Source organism: Sporosarcina sp. ZBG7A (assembly GCF_000813425.1).
Taxonomy (GTDB): Bacteria; Bacillota; Bacilli; order Bacillales_A; family Planococcaceae; genus Sporosarcina.
Genome location: NZ_JWIB01000037.1, coordinates 82,340 through 104,120 on the forward strand (window position 1 = coordinate 82,340; position 21,781 = coordinate 104,120).

Consider the following 21,781-nt stretch of genomic DNA (forward strand, 5'->3'; position numbering starts at 1 on the left):
TAGATTTCCTGGAAATCGCATGCATTTTCATTCACAAAACAGACAAAGTTGATTATAATGAGTCTTGTAAGCGTTTTTAGGCGGAAACAATATTAGCAGATCAGCCGACTGCCCCAACCGGTAGACAAAAAACCAACGGGTGGTTAGAAGGCTGCTGACTGAAGGAGAGAGTTTCATGACATCTACTAAAGGTTTAGAAGGGATTGTAGCGACACAATCCGCGATCAGCTCAATCATCGATGATACCCTTACATACGTCGGGTACGACATTGACGATCTTGCAAATAATGCAAGTTTCGAGGAAGTCGTCTATCTTCTCTGGCACCAGCGTCTACCGAAAGAAGATGAGCTAGCTGAATTGAAGCAGCAATTGGCAGACAACATGTCCGTACCAGAAGAAGTGCTCGCTCATTTCAAAACGTATCCAATCAAAGACGTCCACCCGATGGCAGCATTGCGCACAGCAATCTCCTTATTAGGGTTATATGACGCGAAAGCTGAAGATATGTCCAAAGAAGAAAACTATCTGAAGGCGATTAAACTCCAAGCGAAAATTGCAACAGTTGTAACTGCATTTGCGCGTATTCGTAAAGGCCAAGAGCCAGTAGCTCCTGATACAACACTTGGATATGCTGCAAACTTCCTTTACATGCTGAATGGAAAAAAACCAGCAGCAATTGAAATTGAAGCATTTGACAAAGCACTTGTTTTGCATGCAGACCATGAGTTAAACGCATCCACATTTACTGCACGTGTTTGTGTTGCAACTCTCTCTGATATGTATTCTGGCGTAACAGCTGCAATTGGAGCACTTAAAGGTCCATTGCACGGTGGCGCTAACGAACAAGTTATGAAAATGCTAATGGAAATTGGCGACGAAGACAAAGTGGACGAGTACATCCACAACAAGCTTGCGAACAAAGAAAAGATCATGGGCTTCGGCCACCGTGTCTACCGTAAAGGAGATCCACGTGCCAAGCACCTTCGCGAAATGTCTGAAAAGCTAACTGAACTTCGCGGAGAAGGTAAATATTTCCGTATGTCCGAGCATATTGAGAAAATCGTTACAGGCGAGAAAAAATTACCGCCAAACGTTGATTTTTATTCAGCTTCGGTTTATCATTCACTTGGGATTGATCATGATCTATTCACTCCGATTTTTGCGGTTTCCCGCATTTCTGGATGGATTGCGCACATTCTAGAGCAGTATGATAACAACCGTCTGATCCGACCTCGTGCCGAGTACATCGGACCTGATATGCAAAAATATGTGCCAATCGATCAGCGCTAATTAGCAAAAATCTTTGGGGCGGTATATCATCATACCGGCCCTATACTTATGACTTTGGGAGGAATTATAATGGCTAACGAAGGTAAAATCACAGTAACAAACGGTGTATTAAACGTTCCCGATCACGCAACAGTTCCATTCATCATTGGTGATGGAACAGGTCCAGATATCTGGCATGCTGCTTCTCGCGTACTTGAAGGTGCAGTAGATAAAGCGTACAACGGTAAGCGTAAACTTGTTTGGAAAGAAGTGTTGGCAGGAGAGAAAGCATTCAACGAAACTGGAGAATGGCTTCCACAAGCTACACTCGATACGATTGAAGAATACCTAATTGCGATTAAAGGCCCTTTGACTACTCCGATTGGCGGCGGATTCCGTTCATTGAACGTTGCTCTTCGTCAAGAACTTGATCTTTATACATGCTTACGTCCAGTACGTTACTTCGAAGGTGTTCCTTCACCAGTAAAACGTCCTGAAGACTGTGACATGGTCATCTTCCGTGAGAACACAGAAGATATTTACGCAGGAATCGAGTACAAAGAAGGTTCTGACGAAGTTAAAAAACTTATCAAGTTTCTACAAGATGAGTTTAACGTTAAAAATATTCGTTTCCCTGAAACTTCTGGACTTGGCATTAAGCCGATTTCTGAAGAAGGTACAAAACGTCTAGTTCGCGGTGCTTTGAACTATGCAATCAAAGAAGGCCGTAAATCATTGACACTAGTACACAAAGGAAACATCATGAAATTCACAGAAGGCGCATTCAAAAACTGGGGATATGAAGTGGCTGAAGAAGAATTCGGCGACAAAGTATTCACATGGAACGAATACGACCGCATTAAAGACGAAAAAGGTACAGACGCTGCAAACAAAGCTCAATCTGACGCTGAAGCTGCAGGCAAAATCATCGTTAAAGATTCTATCGCTGATATCTTCCTTCAGCAGATCTTGACACGTCCCAAAGAATTCGACGTTGTTGCTACGATGAACCTGAATGGTGACTACGTTTCTGACGCTCTTGCTGCGCAAGTCGGCGGAATCGGTATCGCACCAGGCGCTAACATTAACTACCTAACAGGACACGCAATCTTCGAAGCAACTCACGGTACTGCACCGAAGTATGCAGGTCTTGACAAAGTAAACCCATCATCTGTTATTCTTTCTGGCGTTATGATGCTTGAGCACCTTGGCTGGAACGAAGCTGCAGACATGATCACGAAGTCAATCGAAAAGACAATCGCTTCTAAAGTGGTTACTTATGACTTCGCACGTTTGATGGACGGCGCAACTGAAGTGAAGACTTCTGAGTTCGCTGACGAGTTAATCAAAAACCTATAAGTTTACGATACGTAATCGACAGGTACACAATAAGTAAGAGACAAAAAGCAGAGCTTTAATTGTAGCCTCTGCTTTTTGTTTATATAAAAATAGATTCGGAAATTAGACGGTGTTGATTTACGCTCTAGGCGGACGCTTTCCGCGGGCTCGATCTCAGCCAATCGAACCACGAAGAGTTCGATTTGCCGTATTTCTGTGCACTTTACAGAAATTAAGGCAGCCTAACAGGTGCTCCTAACGCTTCGCTTTTACTCGCAAAAGCTGTTCTTCGTTACAGCTTTTTCTGCGGGGTCTTCGATCTTCGCTTATTCCGCAGGAGTCGCCGCCTGCCGCTTCAATCAACGGGGTTTTTAGGTGGAAGTTACCTCATTGAATTTAGTGATTCACAAATTTCATTTCTGAAAGGGAGTTTTAGTGTGTCTATGATTCGTAAAAAGGTTTCTGTTATTGGTTCTGGATTTACGGGGGCTACGACTGCGTTTTTGCTTGCTCAGAAAGAATTGTGTGACGTGGTGTTGGTGGATATCCCGAATATGGAGAGTTCGACGAAGGGGAAGGCACTGGATATGCAGGAGGCAAGTCCGGTGCAAGGGTTCGATGCGTCCATCACGGGGACAGCTGACTATGCAGACACGAAGTATTCGGACATTGTTATCATTACAGCGGGCATTGCGCGTAAACCAGGAATGAGTCGGGATGATCTTGTGCAGACAAATCAGAAGGTCATGAAGGCTGTGACAGCTGAAATTGTGAAGTACTCACCTAATACAACCATTTTAGTCTTAACAAACCCAGTCGATGCGATGACGTATACGGTCTACAAAGAATCAGGATTACCGAAAGAGCGGGTTATCGGACAGTCAGGGGTTCTGGATACAGCACGCTTCCGCACGTTCGTTTCACAAGAACTAAACGTTTCAGTGAAGGATGTATCTGGATTTGTACTAGGTGGTCACGGTGATGACATGGTACCACTCGTCCGTTATTCATCAGCTGGTGGTGTTCCTATCGCTTCATTGCTTTCAGAAGAACGAATTGAAGAAATCGTAAAACGTACACGTAAAGGTGGGGCAGAGATTGTCAACTTGCTTGGCAACGGCTCAGCTTATTATGCGCCAGCTGCATCACTTGTTGAAATGGCAGAAGCAATTCTTAAAGATCAGAAACGTATTATTCCTGCGATTGCTTATCTGGAAGGCGAATTTGGAATGGACGGGATTTACCTGGGGGTTCCAACAGTTCTCGGTAAAGATGGCATCGAAAAGATTATTGAGCTTGAGCTAACAGATGAAGAAAAACAGGCATTGAGTAAATCCGCAGACTCCGTGAAAGCAGTCATGCAAGTGCTCGCCTGATAGTCTAATAAATCGAGTAGTGTCAGTAGACACTACTCGATTTATTTTTGTTTTATGATAGACTTTAAAGAAGAAGGATAGTACCTAATAAGGGGGACTTTTTTTGATACTTGGTAAAAAGAGACGAGTCGGAAGAGGGATTAACGATATTAAGGTTGGAGAGAAACTTAAATTGACTGAAAAGATCGAAGATAGAGATCTCCTGCTTTATCTCGGGTTAACGAACGATCCGAATCCCATCTATATTCAACATGATTTCGCTTCACAGACTGACGTCAAAAAACCGATTGTACCGACACTCATGCTGACCGGTATTATCACTTCAGCAGTTTCTAAATACTTACCAGGTCCAGGTTCCTATATTCTTGCTCAACATTTGGAGTTTCCCGTCCCCGTGTATCATTATGAAACTGTAGCGATCACATTGGAAGTTCAGGAAGTTCATACCGTTGAGAATAGAATTGAAATTTTTGTCAGTGCCTTAAATGAATCTGGGAATCAGATAATTACCGGATCTGTTAGCGTTGCGGCACCTGAAATGAAAGAAAAACAATTAACTTCACAATCACTGGATAATTTTTGATATGGAGACAAATATGGAAACTATAGAAGCGATTTCAACGAAAACGATATTAATCGTAGAAGACGACCCGTCGATTTGTACACTTCTTGACTACAATCTTAAACAGAATGGTTATCGTACAATAGTAGTTAATAACGGTGTAGAAGCCTTGGAAACAGCTACGAAGAATAAGCCTGACCTAATTGTGTTGGATATCATGCTCCCAGGGATGGATGGTATCGATGTCTGTCGGAACTTACGGCAACGTAATGTGGAAACTCCTATTATCATGTTGACAGCACGAGGCGATGAGACCGACAAAGTATTAGGATTGGAGATTGGTGCTGACGATTACATGACCAAGCCATTTAGTCCGCGTGAGCTGACAGCGCGTGTAAAAGCGGTTTTGCGGCGTGCTAATGGTCCGAAGCAGCCAAGTGATAGTATTAGTATCAACGGATTGACGGTTTATCTTGAGCGCTATCAGACTGAACTGAATGGTGAACTACTAGAATTCACACCAAAGGAATTTGAGCTACTAGTGCACCTTATGAAACACAAAAATCGTGTCTTATCAAGAGATCAGCTGTTATCCGCAGTATGGAACTATGACTTTAGTGGAGATACTCGAATTGTCGATGTTCACATTAGTCATCTTCGCGATAAAATTGAAGAAGATACGAAAAAACCACGTTCTATTAAAACGGTGCGGGGAATCGGTTATAAATTCGAGGAATATTCATGAAAAAAGAAGGTCACTCCTCAAGGATTCTACTAACAACTAGTGCTACACTAGTTGTCTTTTCAATTGTTTTGTGGATTGTCATTAGTCAATTTTTCAATATAGTGGACACTAACGTAGATTCATCGTTGGAGAAAAAGTTTTTACTCTATTTAACTGCGGTTATTGTTCTGTTTTTAGTCTTAAGTTTGTTTACCGTATCGCGAGTTATCTATCATTTTACAAAACCAGTTGACGAACTAACACTGGTGGCAAGGAAACTCGCGGGTGGCGATTACAAAACCCGTGCGAGCGTGAGTGAATTCAAGGATCTTGGGAATTTAGCTGTTTCCATTAACCAGATTGCACGGAATGGTCAGGAGACTCAAATTGTCAGGTCGATGGAAAAAGAGCGGCTCAAAACTCTTATTGAAAGTATCGGTAGCAGTTTGCTGATGCTCGGCAGAGGAGGAACCGTTAATTTGATGAACGGGGTTTTTGCGCAGACATTTCACGCGTCCTCTTCTGATGCAATCGGAAAATCCTATAAAGAGATTGGTCTGCCGTTAGCTGCTGAGAAATTAATCGAAGATGTTTTTTTGTCGGAACAAGTTCATGAGCAACAAATTCGAATTCAGCAAGAATATGGCCCTCTCGACTTGACGGTTTATGGTGCTCCCGTTATTGGGCGACATGGGAATTGGTTGGGAATTATTGTGGTATTCCACGATATTTCCAAGATCATTAAACTTGAAGAAGTCCGAAAAGATTTCGTCGCGAACGTTTCCCATGAATTACGAACACCCGTTACGTCGATAAAAGGATTTGCAGAGACGCTGCTGGATGGAGCGCTTTCGGACCCTGAAATTTCACGGGACTTCATCACCATTATCGAAAAAGAGAGCGGGCGTCTGCATTCTCTTGTGTCTGATCTACTGGAATTGTCAGGAATTGAGCAGCATGGGTTCACTCTAAACTTATCGGAAGTCAATGCTGCAACTACAATTCAGGAGGCTATTCAGCTAGTCTCTGGCAAACTTGCAGAAAAACAAATGACGATCGAGATTGAAGAGATGGGTGACTTAGTGATGGAGGCGGATAGCGGCCGCCTTATGCAAATACTTGTTAACTTGTTGAGCAATGCAATCTCGTATTCCAAGCCAGGGACAACGATTCGTATATCTGGAAAGAAAGATCATAATTCTGTTTTGATTTCAATTGCTGACGAAGGCATTGGTATTGAAAAGGAAAAGCTACAAAGAGTGTTTGAACGATTTTACCGTGCTGATTTAGCGAGAAGTCGAGATTCAGGCGGTACAGGACTTGGACTCGCGATCGTGAAGCACTTACTTGAAGCGCATCATGGAAGTATTTGGGTTGAGAGTGAGCTTGGGGAAGGATCTGAGTTTTTCATAAAATTACCCATCCATCAGCACCCGCATTAAGGGGAATAGAGAAGGACCTCGTCGTTTTCATTTCATCCTACCCACGTGGTAAGATGGAGGGAGACGACGTTTTTTTATGAAGGAGTGGACGAGCTACGTGACGACTAAAAAAATTGTATTACTTGACGGAAACAGCTTGGCTTACCGTGCATTTTTTGCATTGCCATTATTAACAAATGACAGTGGTATCCATACAAATGCAGTTTATGGATTCACGATGATGTTGCAAAATATTTTAAAGGAAGAGCAGCCGACCCATGTGCTCGTTGCTTGGGATGCGGGGAAGACCACATTCCGGCATAGTACGTTCAGTGAATACAAGGGAGGGAGACAAAAAACTCCACCTGAGCTATCTGAACAATTTCCATACTTGCGTAAATTATTGACTGCTTTCAATATCCCACAATATGAATTGGAGAACTTTGAAGCAGACGATATCATTGGAACTCTAAGCCGTACTGCTAGTGAAGAGGGGGCAAAAACTGTTGTCATTTCTGGAGACAAGGACTTGACGCAACTTGCGACGGCTTCAACAACTGTATGCATCACACGTAAAGGGATCACCGATATGGAACTCTATACGCCTGCACATATTGAAGAAAAGTATGGGATCGAACCTCTTCAAATCATCGATATGAAGGGCTTGATGGGAGATGCATCGGATAACATTCCTGGTGTACCAGGTGTTGGTGAAAAGACTGCGCTGAAACTGTTGAAAGAATACGGATCTGTGGAACACGTATACGAGTCTCTTGACGGGATAAGTGGTAAAAAGTTGAAAGAGAACTTAACGAATAACGAAGAACAGGCGTATATGAGTAAGCAGCTGGCAACGATTGAAGTGAATGCTCCAATTACAATTGGCCTTCAGGATTTATCCTATAGTGGACCGGACGAAGAACAACTTACAACTTTGTATAAAGAACTTAAATTCACAACGCTCCTTGAAAAAATGGGTGTAGAAAGCGCTGAAACAGAGCCTGTCGAAGCTATTGAAGTAGAAACTAAACACAAACTAACAGAAGCGGATCTCTCCGAACAGATGGCAGTCCACTTGGAAATGATGGACGATAACTATTTAACATCGGAACTATTTGGACTTGCAATGACAAACGGTGAAAACGTTTTTTATGTGCCGATGAATGATTTGAAACAGGATGTAGTGTTGAAAAAGTGGCTCGCTGATTCTGAGACAAAGAAATTCACGACGGATGCGAAAGCCCTTTTTGCAGCTTTGGCGGCAATTGACATTCCTGTTTCAGGAATCGATTTCGACTTAACACTCGCTGCCTATATTGTGAATCCATCCTTGTCTTTTGACGATGTATCAGAAGCGGCTGCATCAGTCGGCTGGAATGGAATACAGAAAGACGAAAAGGTATATGGAAAAGGTGCTAAAAAAGCAGTTCCAGCAACTGAGGAAATCGCTCAGCATGCGGGCACCAAAGCCGTTGCAGTTTGGAATTTGTATGAGACCGTTTCTGAAAAACTTCGTCAAAACGAGCAATACGAGCTGTATCATAATCTGGAATTGCCGCTAGCAAAAATTTTAGGGAAAATGGAATCCACCGGTGTGAAAACAGATTTGGACACACTCCAAACAATCGGTACGGAATTGACGAGCCGACTTGGACATTTGGAAACTACAATTTACGAGTTGGCGGGACAGCCGTTTAACATTAACTCCCCAAAACAGCTTGGAGTGATTCTTTTCGAAAAGATTGGCTTAACGCCAATTAAGAAAACGAAAACAGGCTATTCCACGGCTGCGGATGTGCTGGAAAAGTTAGCACCTGAGCATGAAATTATTGAACATATTCTGTTGTATCGTCAGCTTGGAAAGTTGAAATCGACGTATATCGATGGATTGTCGAAAGAAATCCACGAAGACGGTAAAATTCATACACGTTTCCAGCAAGCGTTGACGCAAACAGGTCGTTTGAGCTCAATCAATCCGAACTTACAAAACATACCTATCCGTTTGGAAGAAGGACGGAAGATTCGTGCTGCATTTGTCCCTTCAGAACCTAATTGGATCATGTTTGCGGCGGATTATTCACAAATCGAGCTGCGTGTGCTTGCACACATTTCACAGGATGAAAAACTGATCCAAGCATTCCGTGCAGGGGAAGACATCCACACGAAAACTGCGATGGACGTATTCGGAGTATCTAAAGAAGAAGTAACATCGAACATGCGACGGGCAGCTAAAGCTGTAAACTTTGGAATTGTATACGGGATTAGTGATTATGGTTTATCACAGAGTTTGGATATTCCTCGTAAGGAAGCTGCTGAATTTATCGACACGTATTTAGCGAGCTTCCCAGGAGTAAAGCAGTATATGGATGATATTATCGTCGATGCGAAGCAACGTGGATTTGTTTCTACGATGTTGAACCGTCGCCGTTATCTTCCTGATATAACAAGTTCGAACTTTAACTTGCGCGGCTTTGCAGAGCGTACTGCGATGAATACACCAATTCAAGGGACTGCCGCGGATATTATTAAAAAAGCGATGATCGATATGGACAAACGTCTGGAAACAGAAGGATTACAAGCTCGTATGCTGTTGCAAGTACATGATGAACTGATATTTGAAGCACCTGAAGAAGAATTAGAACAATTGAAGAAAATCGTACCTGAAGTGATGGAGTCTGCGTTGGAACTGGATGTTCCCCTTAAAGTGGATTCTGCTTATGGTGCAAGTTGGTACGACACGAAGTGAGGGAAGCCCGATGCCGGAATTACCTGAAGTAGAAGGAGTTGTTCGTTCGCTAGCTCCTGTTGCGAGTGGACGTACAATATGCGTTGTGGAAGTTTCTGAAACGGTATCTGCTTCGAAAGCTGCAGGGAAGGAAGCCATCATAAAAGGTCATTCAGTCGATCAATTTTCTGCAGAACTTGCTGGATACAAAATCGAAGCCGTAACGAGACGTAGTAAATATATCTATTTTCATCTCGTCAAAGACGATACATGCCGACTCCTTGTCAGCCACTTAGGAATGACGGGGGCCTGGTTCGTCGTAAATGCTATCGAGGAAATCCGGGAGCAGAAGTTTCGCAATCACATTCACACAATTTTTCAGCTTGAAGATGGGGGGCTCCTCGTCTATTCGGATATAAGGCGTTTTGGAGAACTCCGCTTACTGACGTGTGAGCAGGATCATTTACCATTAACGTTAATGGCTCCAGAACCTTTTGCGGCGGATGCAGAAGAGTTTTTCATGGAAAAAACGAATCAAGATAAATACGCAAAAAAGCCGATTAAAGAAGTGATTATGGACGGTCAAATTATTTCAGGCTGCGGTAATATTTACGCAACAGAAGCGCTCTTCAGGATGGGGATTCATCCGAATCGAGCAGCTGGCAGGATTAGTCGCCACAGAAAACAACAGTTATTCAGTGAGATCGTAACTGTATTGGATGAAAGTATCCAAGCGGGAGGAAGTTCGATTTCCGACTATCGGAATATTAATGGTGACGCGGGTTCCATGCAGAATCGTCTGCAAATGTATGGACGTAGAGTATGTCCTAAATGCGGTGCCGAGACTGCTTCGATTCAAATAGCAAATCGAACATCAACTTACTGTAAAAAATGTCAGCATTAAAAAGGAGCACACGTATGATTATTGGTCTAACAGGAAGTATTGCGAGCGGTAAAAGCACAGTCGCTAACCTTTTGAAAGATCGAGGTTACCCGATAGTCGATGCGGATCAGATTGCCCGGTTAGTTGTGGAGCCTGGAAGTCCTGTGTTAAAGGAAATTGAAATAGTATTTGGACATGAAGTCATACGAGAAGATGGTTCTATGAATCGTGCGGTAATGGGGCAACTGATTTTTGGCGATGACAAGAAGCGTGAGCAACTGAACAATATCATTCACCCAGCGATTCGGAAAGAACTCATTGCTCAAAAAGAAGCACATCTGGCAGCAGGAGAGAAAACCGTTATTTTGGATATTCCGTTACTTTTTGAAAACAAGCTACATGATTATGTAGAAAAAATCCTTGTAGTCTCTGTCACCCCTGAAGTTCAAAAAGAACGCCTGATGAGTCGTAATCAGTTTTCTGAACAAGAGGCAGATTCAAGAATTGCCTCGCAACTACCCATCGAGATCAAAGAACAGGGCGCTGATGCTGTGATTGATAACAATGGAACATTAGCTGAAACCGAAAGACAAGTAGAAGACGTCTTGAGGAAATGGCAAGTTTGAACTAGTTCTGAAAAATCAAACATTGTTCAATGTTGCACAAACTCTTTCCAAGTGGTAAAAATGTGTTATACTAATTACGATATTTGAGTAAACAGTATAACATCATACATATTGGGAGGACTTTTCATGACAACATCAGTAGCGATTAATGGTTTTGGTCGAATCGGCCGCATGGTATTCCGGCAGTTGATAGTAGAGGATGAGGTTACTGCTATTGCGATTAACGCCCTTTACCCACCAGAAACATTAGCACACTTGATTAAGTATGACACAACCCACGGAACGTTCGATGGCGATGTAGTAATTGAAGAGAATGCATTGCTTGTCAATGGCAAGCGTGTAGAACTTGTCGCAGAACGGGATCCATCCAAACTCCCTTGGAAACAGCTTGGCGTAGATATCGTCATTGAAGCAACGGGTGTGTTCAATGCGCGTGACAAAGCAGCCCTTCATTTAGAAGCGGGTGCAAAGAAAGTAATCTTGTCAGCGCCAGGTAAAAATGAAGACATCACGATTGTCATGGGTGTCAACGATGAAAAATTAGACATTGAAAAGCACGACGTCATTTCGAATGCAAGTTGTACAACGAATTGTCTCGCACCAGTCGCTAAAATCCTTAATGACGAATTCGGCATTGAAAATGGGTTGATGACGACTGTACATGCGTATACAAATGACCAAAAGAACTTGGACAATCCACACAAAGACCTTCGTCGTGCGCGTTCATGCGGTCAATCCATCATCCCAACTTCAACTGGAGCAGCAAAAGCACTATCGCTTGTGCTTCCTGAACTTGAAGGCAAAATTCACGGAATGGCGCTTCGTGTTCCAACTCCGAACGTTTCTCTAGTGGATCTTGTGGTAGACGTGAAGAAAGATGTTACCGCAGAGCAAGTAAACGAAGTGTTCAAGAAAGCGATGGAAGGTTCTATGAAAGGCGTCCTAAGCTTAACAATGGAACCACTCGTTTCGATCGATTTCAACAACACATCCGATTCAGCAATCATTGACGGGTTGTCGACAATGGTCATCGGAGATCGTAAAGTGAAAGTTTTAGCTTGGTATGACAACGAATGGGGCTATTCAGCACGCGTGGTTGACTTAACTAAAAAAGTTGCGAAAGAACTTCGCGCTAGCGTAAAAGCGTAATACCCAATTGAAAGGCTGTCCTTCTTGCTGCTTGAAAGAGCGAAAGAATCGGCAGTCTTTTTTGTGGTGGAAAACAACCTTAAACGCCACTCAAGTAATCACGGGTGTTGTGAAAACGCTCTCTCTGTTATACTAGATGAACTACAGAAAACCGGAGGAACGAATTATGAAATGTCCAGCTTGCCGATATAACGGAACGCGTGTTGTCGACTCGAGACCAGCTGAAGAGAATAGCTCTATCCGCAGACGCAGAGAATGTGAGCAATGCAACTACCGGTTTACAACTTTTGAAAAAGTAGAAGAAGCTCCACTCATTATTGTGAAAAAAGAAGGAACCCGTGAAGAGTTCTTGGGCGAAAAATTGTTAAGGGGATTAGTGAGAGCGTGTGAAAAACGGCCCGTCCCTTTGGAAGATTTACAAAATATCGTGGCATCCATCGAAAAAGAACTAAAAAGCAGTGGGGTTTCTGAAATTGCTTCTCACGATGTCGGAGAGATGGTCATGGAGCGCCTTGCAGATGTCGATGAAGTGGCTTACGTTCGCTTTTCATCGGTCTATCGTGACTACCAGAACATCACGATGTTCATTGAAGAATTGAAGAATTTACAAAAAGGTCCCCTTCGTGAAAAGAACGGTTCAGAGGGACCTTCCGAAGTGTAAGGAGGGGAAATGAGTATGCTTTACCAAGAACTGCAACCTGTTGATACGTATATGTTAAAGTTTTCTACTCCATTTTCCGATTATGACAGACAGCTTCTCTCCCTCTTTTATCAACCATTAATAGGTCCTGAGCCGATAAGTTTGTTTTTAACTATGTGGGCAGACGGTGAGACAGATGATAAACGTCAGTTCAGCCATTACCATCTCATGAATAACTTAAGCATGCCCCTTAAAACTGTTTTTCAAGCTAGAATTTCATTGGAGGCTATTGGCTTACTGCGTTCTTATATGAACTCAGATGAGGAAAACAGGACATTTGTCTATGAGTTGCTCCCACCGTTAGATGCGGAAAGTTTCTTTCACGATCCATTACTTGCGACATTCTTATTCAGCAAAATCGGAGAACAAGCTTATAGGGATTTACGTTCTCGATTCGTTACAGAACAATTGGATATGGAAAACTTTAAAGAAGTTTCAAGAAATTTTTTAGATGTTTATACACCGGTTAATGGAAATGCCCATGAGCTACTTAACGAACAGCAGCTGAGTGATCGAAATGAATCTAATGGTATCCCGTTCGATCATAGCTTTTTCGACTTTGACCTAATGATGAGTGGTCTTTCAGAACAGATGGTTCCTAGACGTGCAATTGCAGGTGTTTCTAGGGAATTAGTTGGGAAATTAGCGTTTTTGTATTCACTTTCGCCAATAGATATGCAAAAAGTGATTATGATGGCACTGGATGAGAATCTTGAAGTTCCTGAAGAACGACTTCGTAGAGCTGCTACTGACTTTTATAAAATGAACATCTCAAAAGCTGCGCCGAAGTTAAACAAGTTTTATGTGCCTGATACGGGACAAGGTAATTCTGAATCCCAAAAGCCACAATCCAAGCAACAAGAGCTTATCGCATACTTTGAAAGCACCTCACCTAAAGAATTTTTGTTTGATTTGATTGGTGCTGAGCCTTTTTCTGTAGATGTGAAAATAGCAGAACGACTTATGAATGTTCACAAATTATCATTTGGGGTTATCAATGTTCTTTTGCATTATATTGTGCTTCACAATGATGGGAAAATTACAAATGGATTTGCAGAACGGATCGCTTCACGATGGGCGATGAACAAAGTAGATACTGTCGAAAAGGCAATCGACTATTCGCGTAAAGAGCATGACGAATATACACAATGGATGAAAGAAGGCGGCAAAACGAATAGCCAACGTAAAAAGCCGACACGCGAAGAGAAATTGCCCGAATGGTTCCTCAACAAAGACGAGGAGCCAGCTGCCCAAAAGGAAGTCAATCCCGAGAAAGAACTGGAGAATGACAGGAAACGGAAAGAATTACTTGCCAAATTAGAATCAATGCGAAACGGGGTGAATTAAATGGAGCGTATAGGAGAGGCTATGAAAAGAGTGATTAACGCGCCAACACTAGCTGCGCGGTATGACGAGTTAAGAAACGAAGTTCTTGCAAATGAGGAAGTCCAACAATTCATAGAAGATCATGCAAATGAGATTGACAAACAAGTTGTGGAGAAGAGTTTAAATAAGCTTTACGAATTCATAACTGCGTCTCATCAATGCGACAAGTGTCCAAACCTCGAGGGATGTATTAATGTCATGAAGGGGTTCGAACCAAAGCTTACCTTGAATCAGGGGCTAATCGATGTGACGTATATTCGTTGTCCTCAGAAAGAACGGGATGATGAGAAGCGGGCTGTTAATAAGATGCTGAATAGCCTGTACATGCCCAAAGATGTCATGAAAGCACAGCTCATTGACGTTGACACGTATTACGATTCAAGCCGTCTGGATATTGTGGATAAGGCAAGTGAATTTATTACACAATACGTAGAAACCGGTGTTCTTCCTGAAAAAGGGTTGTATATCCACGGCAAATTTGGTACTGGAAAGTCCTTTATTTTAGGCGCTCTTGCTAACGAACTGGCTAATCGGAAAATACGTACTGTAGTGGTTTACTTACCTGAATTTTTACGTGAAATAAAACAGTCGATTCAGGATAATTCTCTGAACGAAAAAATTGAGTTTGTTAAAAAGGCTACTGTTCTCATGATTGACGACATCGGTGCAGAATCGATGACGGCTTGGGCACGCGATGAAGTGTTAGGAACCATATTGCAGTATCGCATGGCAGATCAGCTTCCTACATTTTTTACATCAAACTTTACGTTGTCTGAACTAGAGCATCATCTCACCTTTTCACAGCGTGGCGAGAAAGAACCTATCAAAGCCGCACGCATAATGGAACGGATTAAAATAATGAGTGATCCGATGTTATTATCAGGGAAAAACCGTAGAAATCCTGGAAAAGACTGATTGTTTTCAGTAATCCTCTTGCAATTCCTGATAACATTCACTATACTAATCACAACACAATGATAAAATGCTTTGACAAGGACAACGATTGTTGAAACGACCTACAGAGAGCAAGGGGTTTGCTGAGAACCTTGCAGGAAACGACACCAATCTACCGCCTTTGAGCAGCAACAGGGAACCATTGAGTACGCTCTTTAATACCTGTTGACGGCCCCGGCCCGTTAGCCGCTTTAAGCTTCATCTTTCCGGTTTGTTCCGGATTGGAGGAAGAAGGGTGGAACCGCGAGTACAAGTCTCGTCCCTTTATGGGATGGGGCTTTTTTGTGTTCAAAAATAGATAAAAGGAGTGCATTGACATGTCAAATTCAATTCATTTAAAATTTCCGGATGGCGCGGTTAAGGAGTTTCCTGCTGGCACAACAACAGAAGATGTAGCAGCATCGATCAGCCCAGGACTTCGTAAAAGTGCACTTGCAGGTAAGCTCGGTGAACAGCTCATCGACTTGAAAACACCAATCCAACACGATGGAGATATTGCGATCGTTACTCAACAATCTCCGGAAGCACTTGAAATCTTACGTCACAGTACAGCCCACTTACTAGCTCAAGCAGTAAAACGCAAATTCCCGGATGCAAAACTTGGAATAGGTCCAACAATCGATAATGGTTTCTACTATGATATCGATTCTCCAACACCAATTACTGCAGATGACTTACCAGAACTTGAAAAAGAAATGAAACGCATTATCGGAGAGAACTTGGAAGTGGTTCGACACGATGTTTCACGCTCAGAAGCGGAGCGTCGCTTTAAAGAAATCGATGACGAGTACAAATTAGAATTGCTCCAAGCTATTCCTGCAGACGAGCAGGTTTCGATCTATGAACAAGGCGAGTTTTTCGATTTATGCCGTGGCGTCCACGTGCCATATACAGGAAAGCTCAAAGAATTCAAATTGCTAAGTATCGCTGGTGCATACTGGCGCGGTAATTCTGATAACAAAATGCTACAGCGTATTTACGGAACAGCTTTCTTCAAAAAAGAAGAACTTCAGGCGCACTTGAAGATGCTTGAAGAAGCAAAAGAACGCGATCACCGTAAAATCGGTAAAGAACTGGATTTGTTCATGAACTCTCAAAAGGTGGGTCAAGGACTTCCGCTTTGGCTTCCAAAAGGTGCAACAATTCGTCGAGTAATCGAACGCTACATCGTAGACAAAGAAGAGCGTCTTGGCTATGACCATGTGTATACACCAGTTCTAGGTAGCGTCGAGTTGTACAAAACATCTGGTCACTGGGATCACTATCAAGACGGAATGTTCCCTGTGATGAGCATGGACAACGAAGACCTAGTCCTCCGTCCGATGAACTGCCCGCACCACATGATGATCTACAAAAACGGCATCCATTCATACCGGAACCTACCAATTCGTATCGCGGAACTTGGTACAATGCACCGCTACGAAATGTCAGGAGCACTTTCAGGTCTTCAACGGGTTCGTGGGATGACTCTGAACGATGCACACATCTTCGTTCGTCCAGACCAAATTAAAGACGAGTTCCAGCGTACAGTTCAGCTGATCATTGATGTATATAAAGACTTTAACATTACAGACTACTCGTTCCGTCTTTCATACCGTGACCCTGCAGACACTGAGAAGTATTTCGATGACGACGCAATGTGGGAACGCGCACAACACATGTTGAAAGACGCGATGGACGACATGGGTCTTGACTACACTGAAGCAGACGGCGAAGCGGCATTCTATGGTCCGAAACTCGACGTTCAAGTGAAAACGGCAATAGGCATGGAAGAAACACTCTCCACTGTTCAATTGGACTTCTTGCTACCAGAACGCTTCGACCTTACTTACGTAGGCGAAGACGGAAAACAACACCGTCCAGTAGTCATCCACAGAGGTGTCGTATCCACAATGGAACGCTTCGTAGCCTTCTTAATCGAGGAATACAAAGGAGCATTCCCAACTTGGCTCGCACCAATTCAAGTCGAAGTCATCCCAGTCTCACCTGAAGCACACTTCGACTACGCAGACAAAGTGCGCGAACAACTCGTCGCTGCCGGATACCGAGTAGACCTCGACAGCCGCGAAGAAAAAATCGGCTACAAAATCCGTGAAGCCCAAGTTCAAAAAGTACCATACATGCTCGTACTAGGAGACAAAGAAATCGAATCAGGCAACGTCAACGTCCGAAAATACGGAGAACAAAACTCCGAATCCATGAGCTTTGAAGCATTCCTAGAACTCTTGAAAAGTGACGTAGCTCACTAAGCTAATTTTGTTTTCAATTGGTTTTAAGGACCTGCTAATACTTAAACGACACCATTGATTGTAGCGGAAGATGGCGACTCCGGAGGGATAAGCGCAGGTTGAAGACCCCGCAGGGAGCGAAGCGAACCGAGGAGGCTGAAACCAAGCCCCTCGGAAAGCGTCCATCTGAAGCGTAAATCAATCGGGCTAATTTATTTTTGTTTCAACGAAAAACCCTTGACACTTTCTCTAAAGGATGATAAAGTAGATAAGGTTAAAGAATACAGTTTGTGATACAAGAAGGAGCTGCCCGCTTCTCACCTGATCGACGCCAAATTGGTAGTTGTTGAGGTTAGCACAGTAGTGAAGCCACGTGTGTAAATACGTGTGCGATTGCGGGTAGACAAATCATCCATTTGTCTGCTTTTTTTATTGCCTCATTACCTGAAGGCTCAGAATGCTGAATGGTTTTGCAAGCTGTGCCAGAACGGTGCAGACTGCTCAAACAGTGTATTCGCGAGATATTATTCGGAGGTGGATTACGATTAGCAAAGATATGTATGTGAACGAAGGAATTCGTGCCCGTGAATTACGACTTATCGACCACAATGGTGATCAGCTCGGCATTAAGTCCCGCAACGAAGCACTTGAAATTGCTGCACGTGCCAACTTGGACGTCGTCCTCGTAGCACCAACAGCTAAACCGCCTGTAGCCCGCGTTATGGACTATGGAAAGTTTAAGTTCGAGCAGCAGAAAAAAGAGCGGGAAGTCCGAAAGAACCAAAAGATTATCCAGGTCAAAGAAGTTCGGCTTAGCCCGACAATCGATGAGCACGATTTTCAAACAAAGCTTCGTAACGGAATTAAATTCCTTGAAGCTGGCGACAAAGTAAAAGCATCCATCCGTTTCCGCGGACGTGCGATTACTCACAAAGAAATTGGACAGCGCGTTCTTGACAAGTTTGCAGAAGCTTGTAAAGAAGTTGGAACAGTTGAGGTCCGCCCTAAGATGGATGGACGCAGCATGTTCTTGATGCTTGCACCAATAGCAGAGAAAAAGTAAGCTGAACAAACGATTTAGGAGGAACAGATCATGCCAAAAATGAAAACACACCGCGGTTCCGCGAAGCGTTTCAAAAAAACAGGAAGCGGTAAGTTGAAGCGCGGACGCGCTAAAACAAGCCACCTTTTTGCTAACAAGTCGACTAAAGCAAAACGTCACTTGCGCAAATCTTCACTAGTTTCTTCTGGCGATTTCAAGCGTATTCGTCAGATGCTTACTTACATGAAGTAATAGCTTCAGCCCGGTTAGCTGATCACTATTGATAGCAAACCCATTGAATTCAAATCTAAATTATTCTTACAGGAATAGCAGGAGGTAATGAACTATGCCACGCGTAAAAGGTGGAACAGTGACGCGCAAGCGTCGTAATCGAGTATTGAAATTAGCAAAAGGGTATTTTGGTTCTAAACACCGTCTCTACCGAGTAGCAAACCAACAAGTCATGAAATCATTGAACTATGCTTATCGTGACCGTCGCCAGAAGAAGCGGGACTTCCGTAGACTTTGGATCACACGTATCAACGCGGCAGCTCGTGTAAATGGTATGTCTTACAGCACACTTATGCACGGTCTTAAAGTTGCTGGTATTGACGTTAACCGTAAAATGCTTGCTGATCTTGCAGTAACAGATGCAGCTGCTTTTGCTCAATTTGCTGAGACAGCTAAGAAATCACTTTCTAAATAATTGATTTCCTGAACGTCACGGTCCCGATTTGAATGGGATTGTGACGTTTTTTTGTTAGAAATCTTTCGAGAATTGTTGTAAAGGTTTTTGGAATATAGCCGACAAGTAAGAGTGAGGAGAGTTTTTTTATGGAGACACTAGGACTCGAGTGGATCGTATTTTTGTCCATATGGGCATTTATTACGATGGGTTATGACAAACGACAAGCTAAGCGGAAAAAAAGTCGTGTATCTGAAAAGAATTTGTGGCTACTTGCGATATTCGGTGGAGGAATAGGCGCTTACTTTGGGATGCAAGTATTTCGTCATAAAACGCTTCATACTAATTTCCGGGTAGGATTTCTAATGCTGGCCTTGATTGATGTAGTAATCATCCTCTATCTCGCGGGACTTCAAATGCCGGTTATAACAAAACTCTTTTAACAAAGGTCAAAATAATACGATAAGGGGCAATCACATTGGATATGAACAAATTATTTCACATGCAACAAGAGCTCGATTCATACATACAGGCGCAACACGATCTTTCTGGGAGAAATCTTTTTGAAGACAAAGTCCTCGCATTGCTTGTCGAACTTTCTGAGTTGGCAAACGAAACGAGATGCTTTAAGTTTTGGAGCTTAAAGGGTTCCTCTGCCCGTTCTGTTGTGCTAGAAGAATATGTAGATTCCATTCATTTTCTCTTATCGTTAGGGATTGTTAAGGATTTGACGAATTTCAATGAGTGGCGTTTTGACACTTCATCCGATTCTCTAACAACAACATTCCTTAAAACCAATCAAGCAGTACTTGAATTCGGCCAACATCCAGATATGGCTACATATACGGGTCTTTGGAATCAGTATGGAACGCTTGCTGAAAAGCTTGGATTTTCGTTGCAAGAAATCTACGATGCGTACATTGAAAAGAATGAGAAAAATTATGAAAGACAAAAAACAGGTTATTGAAATAGATGTTTCCCTAGGGAAAGCCTTATAAGATACTACCTTTTTATTAATAAATAAAAGATTGACAAATACCTAGAAATGAAAAATAATAGTAATAATAGACATTAGAGGAGGATTTTTTGTGAACGACTGGAGTAAAGAAGGATTCGGTATTAGGTTAAAGGAACTAAGAGAGCAAAGAGGTTTATCCATGATGGCTTTCGGTGCTGCTATCGGGACATCGGCAAGCCGTATTAAAGATTGGGAAAAAGGAAAAAATGCACCATCAGCAGCATGGGTTGCTAAAATCTCTGAGCGATTTAATATATCAACGGACGAGCTTATTCTTGGTGACTCAAAAAAGTCTTCTGCTTTCAAACAAGCGAATACTGCAAGTGCAGAGTCATTATATGAACGGTTGCGCGAAACAATCACTGTTGATGGGTTTGCAGATGAACAGGACGAAGAAACAGATAACCTTTATACTCAATTAGACGCAAGTAACAAAAATCGCTACCGTAGCGGTAAAGGACGCCGTCTTGCTGAACGTGAATTACTTAATTTACTAACTGATCTACCTAAAAAAGACGTACTTGAATTACTTGAACTCGCAAAATTGAAGTGCCGTCTTCAAAAAACAACTGAAGCAAAATAAGGGAACGAAACACAATAGACCTTCATGGCTATTGTGTTTTTTATTTTGGCTTTTCTCTGAAGTGCGATATGATGGGGTGGTAACCGGAAGATTCAAACAATTATATCGTAGAGAGGATGTTGACAGTGAAAGCGATTATTCATGGAGACAACGGACTTAGATTAGGAGAAATGCCCACACCTATTGCGAAAAGCGGGGAAGTCGTGGTGGCTATCAAAACTGCCGGACTAAATAGAAGAGACTTATACATACCAGCTAGAAGAGAAAACAAAGGACATGATCTAATACTAGGATCTGATGGGGCAGGGGTGGTCGAGTCAGTTGGAGAGGGGGTTACAAAGTGGTCAGTAGGAGATGAAGTTTTGGTCAACCCGTCTCTTAACTGGTTTGAAAAAAGTGATGGTTCTCCTGAAGGGTTTGGTCCACTGGGAATGCCAGATGACGGAACCTTTTCAGAAAAAATTGTCCTCTCACAGGAGCAACTAGAACCCCGGCCGGCCTACTTGTCATGGGAAGAATCAGCAAGTATCGCATTAGCAGGTCTGACAGGATTTCGTGCGCTTGTGACACGTGGAAAAGTAAAGAAAGGTGACACTGTATTCGTTCCAGGCGCGGGTAGTGGTGTTGTTACATTCATCATCCAATTTGCTAAAGCAATCGGTGCCCGCGTCATTGTCACTTCAAGAAGTGAAGAAAAGAGAGAGCATGCTTTGAAACTTGGAGCAGATCGCGCAATCGATACACATGCAGATTGGAACGAAGTGTTGAAGGACGAAACAATAGACCTTGTCATTGAGAGTGTAGGAAAAGCCACATTTAATCGTTCTCTTAAATGTTTGAAAAAGGGTGGACGATTAGTCGTGTTTGGTGCAACAACTGAAGACGTAATCGATTTGGATTTACGTGAACTTTTCAATAAGCAACAAGAAATTGTCGGCTCGATGATGGGAAGTCGTGATGAGTTGAGAGAAATGCTTGCTTTCTCAAAAGAGCATAACATTCGACCTGTGATTGATCGCACTATGCCTCTAGAAGATGCACTAGAGGGATTCAGTATGCTTGAAGACAGTACTCATTTCGGTAAAATTGTGTTCACAGTATAATCTAAACA

The 21,781-nt window shown here is 42.7% G+C and carries 21 protein-coding genes and 1 other annotated feature; all 21 genes read left to right on the forward strand.

The window, feature by feature from the left end:
* Window positions 1-175: 175 nt before the first annotated feature.
* The 21 genes from citZ to RL70_RS13825 all read left to right on the forward strand — a co-directional run bounded on the left by citZ (window position 176) and on the right by RL70_RS13825 (window position 21,773).
* A complete protein-coding gene (gene citZ, locus RL70_RS13725) occupies window positions 176-1,291 on the forward strand; it encodes a citrate synthase (RefSeq protein ID WP_039043966.1) in 1,116 nt (371 codons plus the stop codon).
* Window positions 1,292-1,360: 69 nt separating this feature from the next.
* A complete protein-coding gene (gene icd / locus RL70_RS13730) occupies window positions 1,361-2,629 on the forward strand; it encodes an NADP-dependent isocitrate dehydrogenase (RefSeq protein ID WP_039043967.1) in 1,269 nt (422 codons plus the stop codon).
* Window positions 2,630-3,045: 416 nt separating this feature from the next.
* On the forward strand, window positions 3,046-3,984 hold the full coding sequence (mdh, locus tag RL70_RS13735; protein ID WP_039043968.1) for a malate dehydrogenase: 939 nt from the start codon (window positions 3,046-3,048) through the stop codon (window positions 3,982-3,984).
* Between the two features lie 103 nt (window positions 3,985-4,087).
* Complete coding sequence (locus RL70_RS13740; protein WP_039043969.1) at window positions 4,088-4,567, forward strand: MaoC/PaaZ C-terminal domain-containing protein; 480 nt, start codon at window positions 4,088-4,090, stop codon at window positions 4,565-4,567.
* 13 nt (window positions 4,568-4,580) lie between these two features.
* The gene (locus RL70_RS13745; RefSeq protein ID WP_039043970.1) at window positions 4,581-5,291 is read left to right on the forward strand and encodes a response regulator transcription factor; all 711 of its coding nucleotides are present in this window, start codon (window positions 4,581-4,583) and stop codon (window positions 5,289-5,291) included.
* Complete coding sequence (pnpS, locus tag RL70_RS13750) at window positions 5,288-6,712, forward strand: two-component system histidine kinase PnpS (RefSeq protein ID WP_039043971.1); 1,425 nt, start codon at window positions 5,288-5,290, stop codon at window positions 6,710-6,712. Before RL70_RS13745 ends, pnpS begins: the two co-directional genes overlap by 4 nt.
* A 97-nt stretch (window positions 6,713-6,809) precedes the next feature.
* Window positions 6,810-9,437, forward strand: coding sequence for a DNA polymerase I (gene polA / locus RL70_RS13755; protein WP_039044002.1), 2,628 nt, complete (start codon window positions 6,810-6,812; stop codon window positions 9,435-9,437).
* A 10-nt stretch (window positions 9,438-9,447) separates the two neighbouring features.
* Window positions 9,448-10,320: a bifunctional DNA-formamidopyrimidine glycosylase/DNA-(apurinic or apyrimidinic site) lyase gene (mutM, locus tag RL70_RS13760; RefSeq protein ID WP_039044003.1), complete on the forward strand. Its 873-nt coding sequence runs from the start codon at window positions 9,448-9,450 to the stop codon at window positions 10,318-10,320.
* Window positions 10,321-10,334: 14 nt separating this feature from the next.
* Complete coding sequence (gene coaE, locus RL70_RS13765; protein WP_039043972.1) at window positions 10,335-10,925, forward strand: dephospho-CoA kinase; 591 nt, start codon at window positions 10,335-10,337, stop codon at window positions 10,923-10,925.
* Window positions 10,926-11,051: 126 nt separating this feature from the next.
* Window positions 11,052-12,074 carry a glyceraldehyde-3-phosphate dehydrogenase gene (locus tag RL70_RS13770; RefSeq protein ID WP_039043973.1) on the forward strand — a complete coding sequence of 341 codons (1,023 nt, stop codon included), beginning with the start codon at window positions 11,052-11,054 and terminating at the stop codon, window positions 12,072-12,074.
* A gap of 166 nt (window positions 12,075-12,240) precedes the next feature.
* Window positions 12,241-12,735 carry a transcriptional regulator NrdR gene (nrdR, locus tag RL70_RS13775; protein WP_039043974.1) on the forward strand — a complete coding sequence of 165 codons (495 nt, stop codon included), beginning with the start codon at window positions 12,241-12,243 and terminating at the stop codon, window positions 12,733-12,735.
* A 15-nt stretch (window positions 12,736-12,750) separates the two neighbouring features.
* A complete protein-coding gene (locus RL70_RS13780; protein ID WP_052245979.1) occupies window positions 12,751-14,121 on the forward strand; it encodes a replication initiation and membrane attachment family protein in 1,371 nt (456 codons plus the stop codon).
* Window positions 14,122-15,075 carry a primosomal protein DnaI gene (gene dnaI, locus RL70_RS13785; protein ID WP_039043976.1) on the forward strand — a complete coding sequence of 318 codons (954 nt, stop codon included), beginning with the start codon at window positions 14,122-14,124 and terminating at the stop codon, window positions 15,073-15,075.
* Window positions 15,076-15,138: 63 nt separating this feature from the next.
* Window positions 15,139-15,381: a binding site (T-box leader), on the forward strand.
* Between the two features lie 50 nt (window positions 15,382-15,431).
* Window positions 15,432-17,363, forward strand: coding sequence for a threonine--tRNA ligase (gene thrS / locus RL70_RS13790; RefSeq protein WP_039043977.1), 1,932 nt, complete (start codon window positions 15,432-15,434; stop codon window positions 17,361-17,363).
* A gap of 535 nt (window positions 17,364-17,898) precedes the next feature.
* On the forward strand, window positions 17,899-18,405 hold the full coding sequence (infC, locus tag RL70_RS13795; RefSeq protein ID WP_039044004.1) for a translation initiation factor IF-3: 507 nt from the start codon (window positions 17,899-17,901) through the stop codon (window positions 18,403-18,405).
* Between the two features lie 30 nt (window positions 18,406-18,435).
* Window positions 18,436-18,636, forward strand: coding sequence for a 50S ribosomal protein L35 (gene rpmI / locus RL70_RS13800; RefSeq protein WP_039043978.1), 201 nt, complete (start codon window positions 18,436-18,438; stop codon window positions 18,634-18,636).
* Window positions 18,637-18,730: 94 nt separating this feature from the next.
* Complete coding sequence (rplT, locus tag RL70_RS13805; RefSeq protein WP_025783744.1) at window positions 18,731-19,090, forward strand: 50S ribosomal protein L20; 360 nt, start codon at window positions 18,731-18,733, stop codon at window positions 19,088-19,090.
* A 128-nt stretch (window positions 19,091-19,218) separates the two neighbouring features.
* Window positions 19,219-19,512, forward strand: coding sequence for a DUF1294 domain-containing protein (locus RL70_RS13810; protein WP_039043979.1), 294 nt, complete (start codon window positions 19,219-19,221; stop codon window positions 19,510-19,512).
* 41 nt (window positions 19,513-19,553) lie between these two features.
* The gene (locus tag RL70_RS13815; RefSeq protein WP_369795239.1) at window positions 19,554-20,036 is read left to right on the forward strand and encodes a dUTP diphosphatase; all 483 of its coding nucleotides are present in this window, start codon (window positions 19,554-19,556) and stop codon (window positions 20,034-20,036) included.
* A 121-nt stretch (window positions 20,037-20,157) separates the two neighbouring features.
* On the forward strand, window positions 20,158-20,670 hold the full coding sequence (locus RL70_RS17385) for a helix-turn-helix domain-containing protein (RefSeq protein ID WP_052245980.1): 513 nt from the start codon (window positions 20,158-20,160) through the stop codon (window positions 20,668-20,670).
* A 125-nt stretch (window positions 20,671-20,795) separates the two neighbouring features.
* Window positions 20,796-21,773 carry a zinc-binding dehydrogenase gene (locus tag RL70_RS13825; RefSeq protein WP_039043981.1) on the forward strand — a complete coding sequence of 326 codons (978 nt, stop codon included), beginning with the start codon at window positions 20,796-20,798 and terminating at the stop codon, window positions 21,771-21,773.
* Window positions 21,774-21,781 lie beyond the last annotated feature (8 nt).

Excerpts from the sequence above, each read along its gene's own strand:
- RL70_RS13810 (WP_039043979.1), top strand. The coding sequence starts at position 19,219 with ATGGAGACACTAGGACTCGAGTGGATCGTATTTTTGTCCATATGGGCA.
- rplT (WP_025783744.1), top strand. The coding sequence starts at position 18,731 with ATGCCACGCGTAAAAGGTGGAACAGTGACGCGCAAGCGTCGTAATCGA.
- thrS (WP_039043977.1), top strand. The coding sequence starts at position 15,432 with ATGTCAAATTCAATTCATTTAAAATTTCCGGATGGCGCGGTTAAGGAG.
- infC (WP_039044004.1), top strand. The coding sequence starts at position 17,899 with ATGTATGTGAACGAAGGAATTCGTGCCCGTGAATTACGACTTATCGAC.
- citZ (WP_039043966.1), top strand. The coding sequence starts at position 176 with ATGACATCTACTAAAGGTTTAGAAGGGATTGTAGCGACACAATCCGCG.
- rpmI (WP_039043978.1), top strand. The coding sequence starts at position 18,436 with ATGCCAAAAATGAAAACACACCGCGGTTCCGCGAAGCGTTTCAAAAAA.
- coaE (WP_039043972.1), top strand. The coding sequence starts at position 10,335 with ATGATTATTGGTCTAACAGGAAGTATTGCGAGCGGTAAAAGCACAGTC.
- nrdR (WP_039043974.1), top strand. The coding sequence starts at position 12,241 with ATGAAATGTCCAGCTTGCCGATATAACGGAACGCGTGTTGTCGACTCG.
- RL70_RS13770 (WP_039043973.1), top strand. The coding sequence starts at position 11,052 with ATGACAACATCAGTAGCGATTAATGGTTTTGGTCGAATCGGCCGCATG.
- icd (WP_039043967.1), top strand. The coding sequence starts at position 1,361 with ATGGCTAACGAAGGTAAAATCACAGTAACAAACGGTGTATTAAACGTT.
- pnpS (WP_039043971.1), top strand. The coding sequence starts at position 5,288 with ATGAAAAAAGAAGGTCACTCCTCAAGGATTCTACTAACAACTAGTGCT.
- dnaI (WP_039043976.1), top strand. The coding sequence starts at position 14,122 with ATGGAGCGTATAGGAGAGGCTATGAAAAGAGTGATTAACGCGCCAACA.
- mutM (WP_039044003.1), top strand. The coding sequence starts at position 9,448 with ATGCCGGAATTACCTGAAGTAGAAGGAGTTGTTCGTTCGCTAGCTCCT.
- RL70_RS13815 (WP_369795239.1), top strand. The coding sequence starts at position 19,554 with ATGAACAAATTATTTCACATGCAACAAGAGCTCGATTCATACATACAG.
- RL70_RS13780 (WP_052245979.1), top strand. The coding sequence starts at position 12,751 with ATGCTTTACCAAGAACTGCAACCTGTTGATACGTATATGTTAAAGTTT.
- RL70_RS13745 (WP_039043970.1), top strand. The coding sequence starts at position 4,581 with ATGGAAACTATAGAAGCGATTTCAACGAAAACGATATTAATCGTAGAA.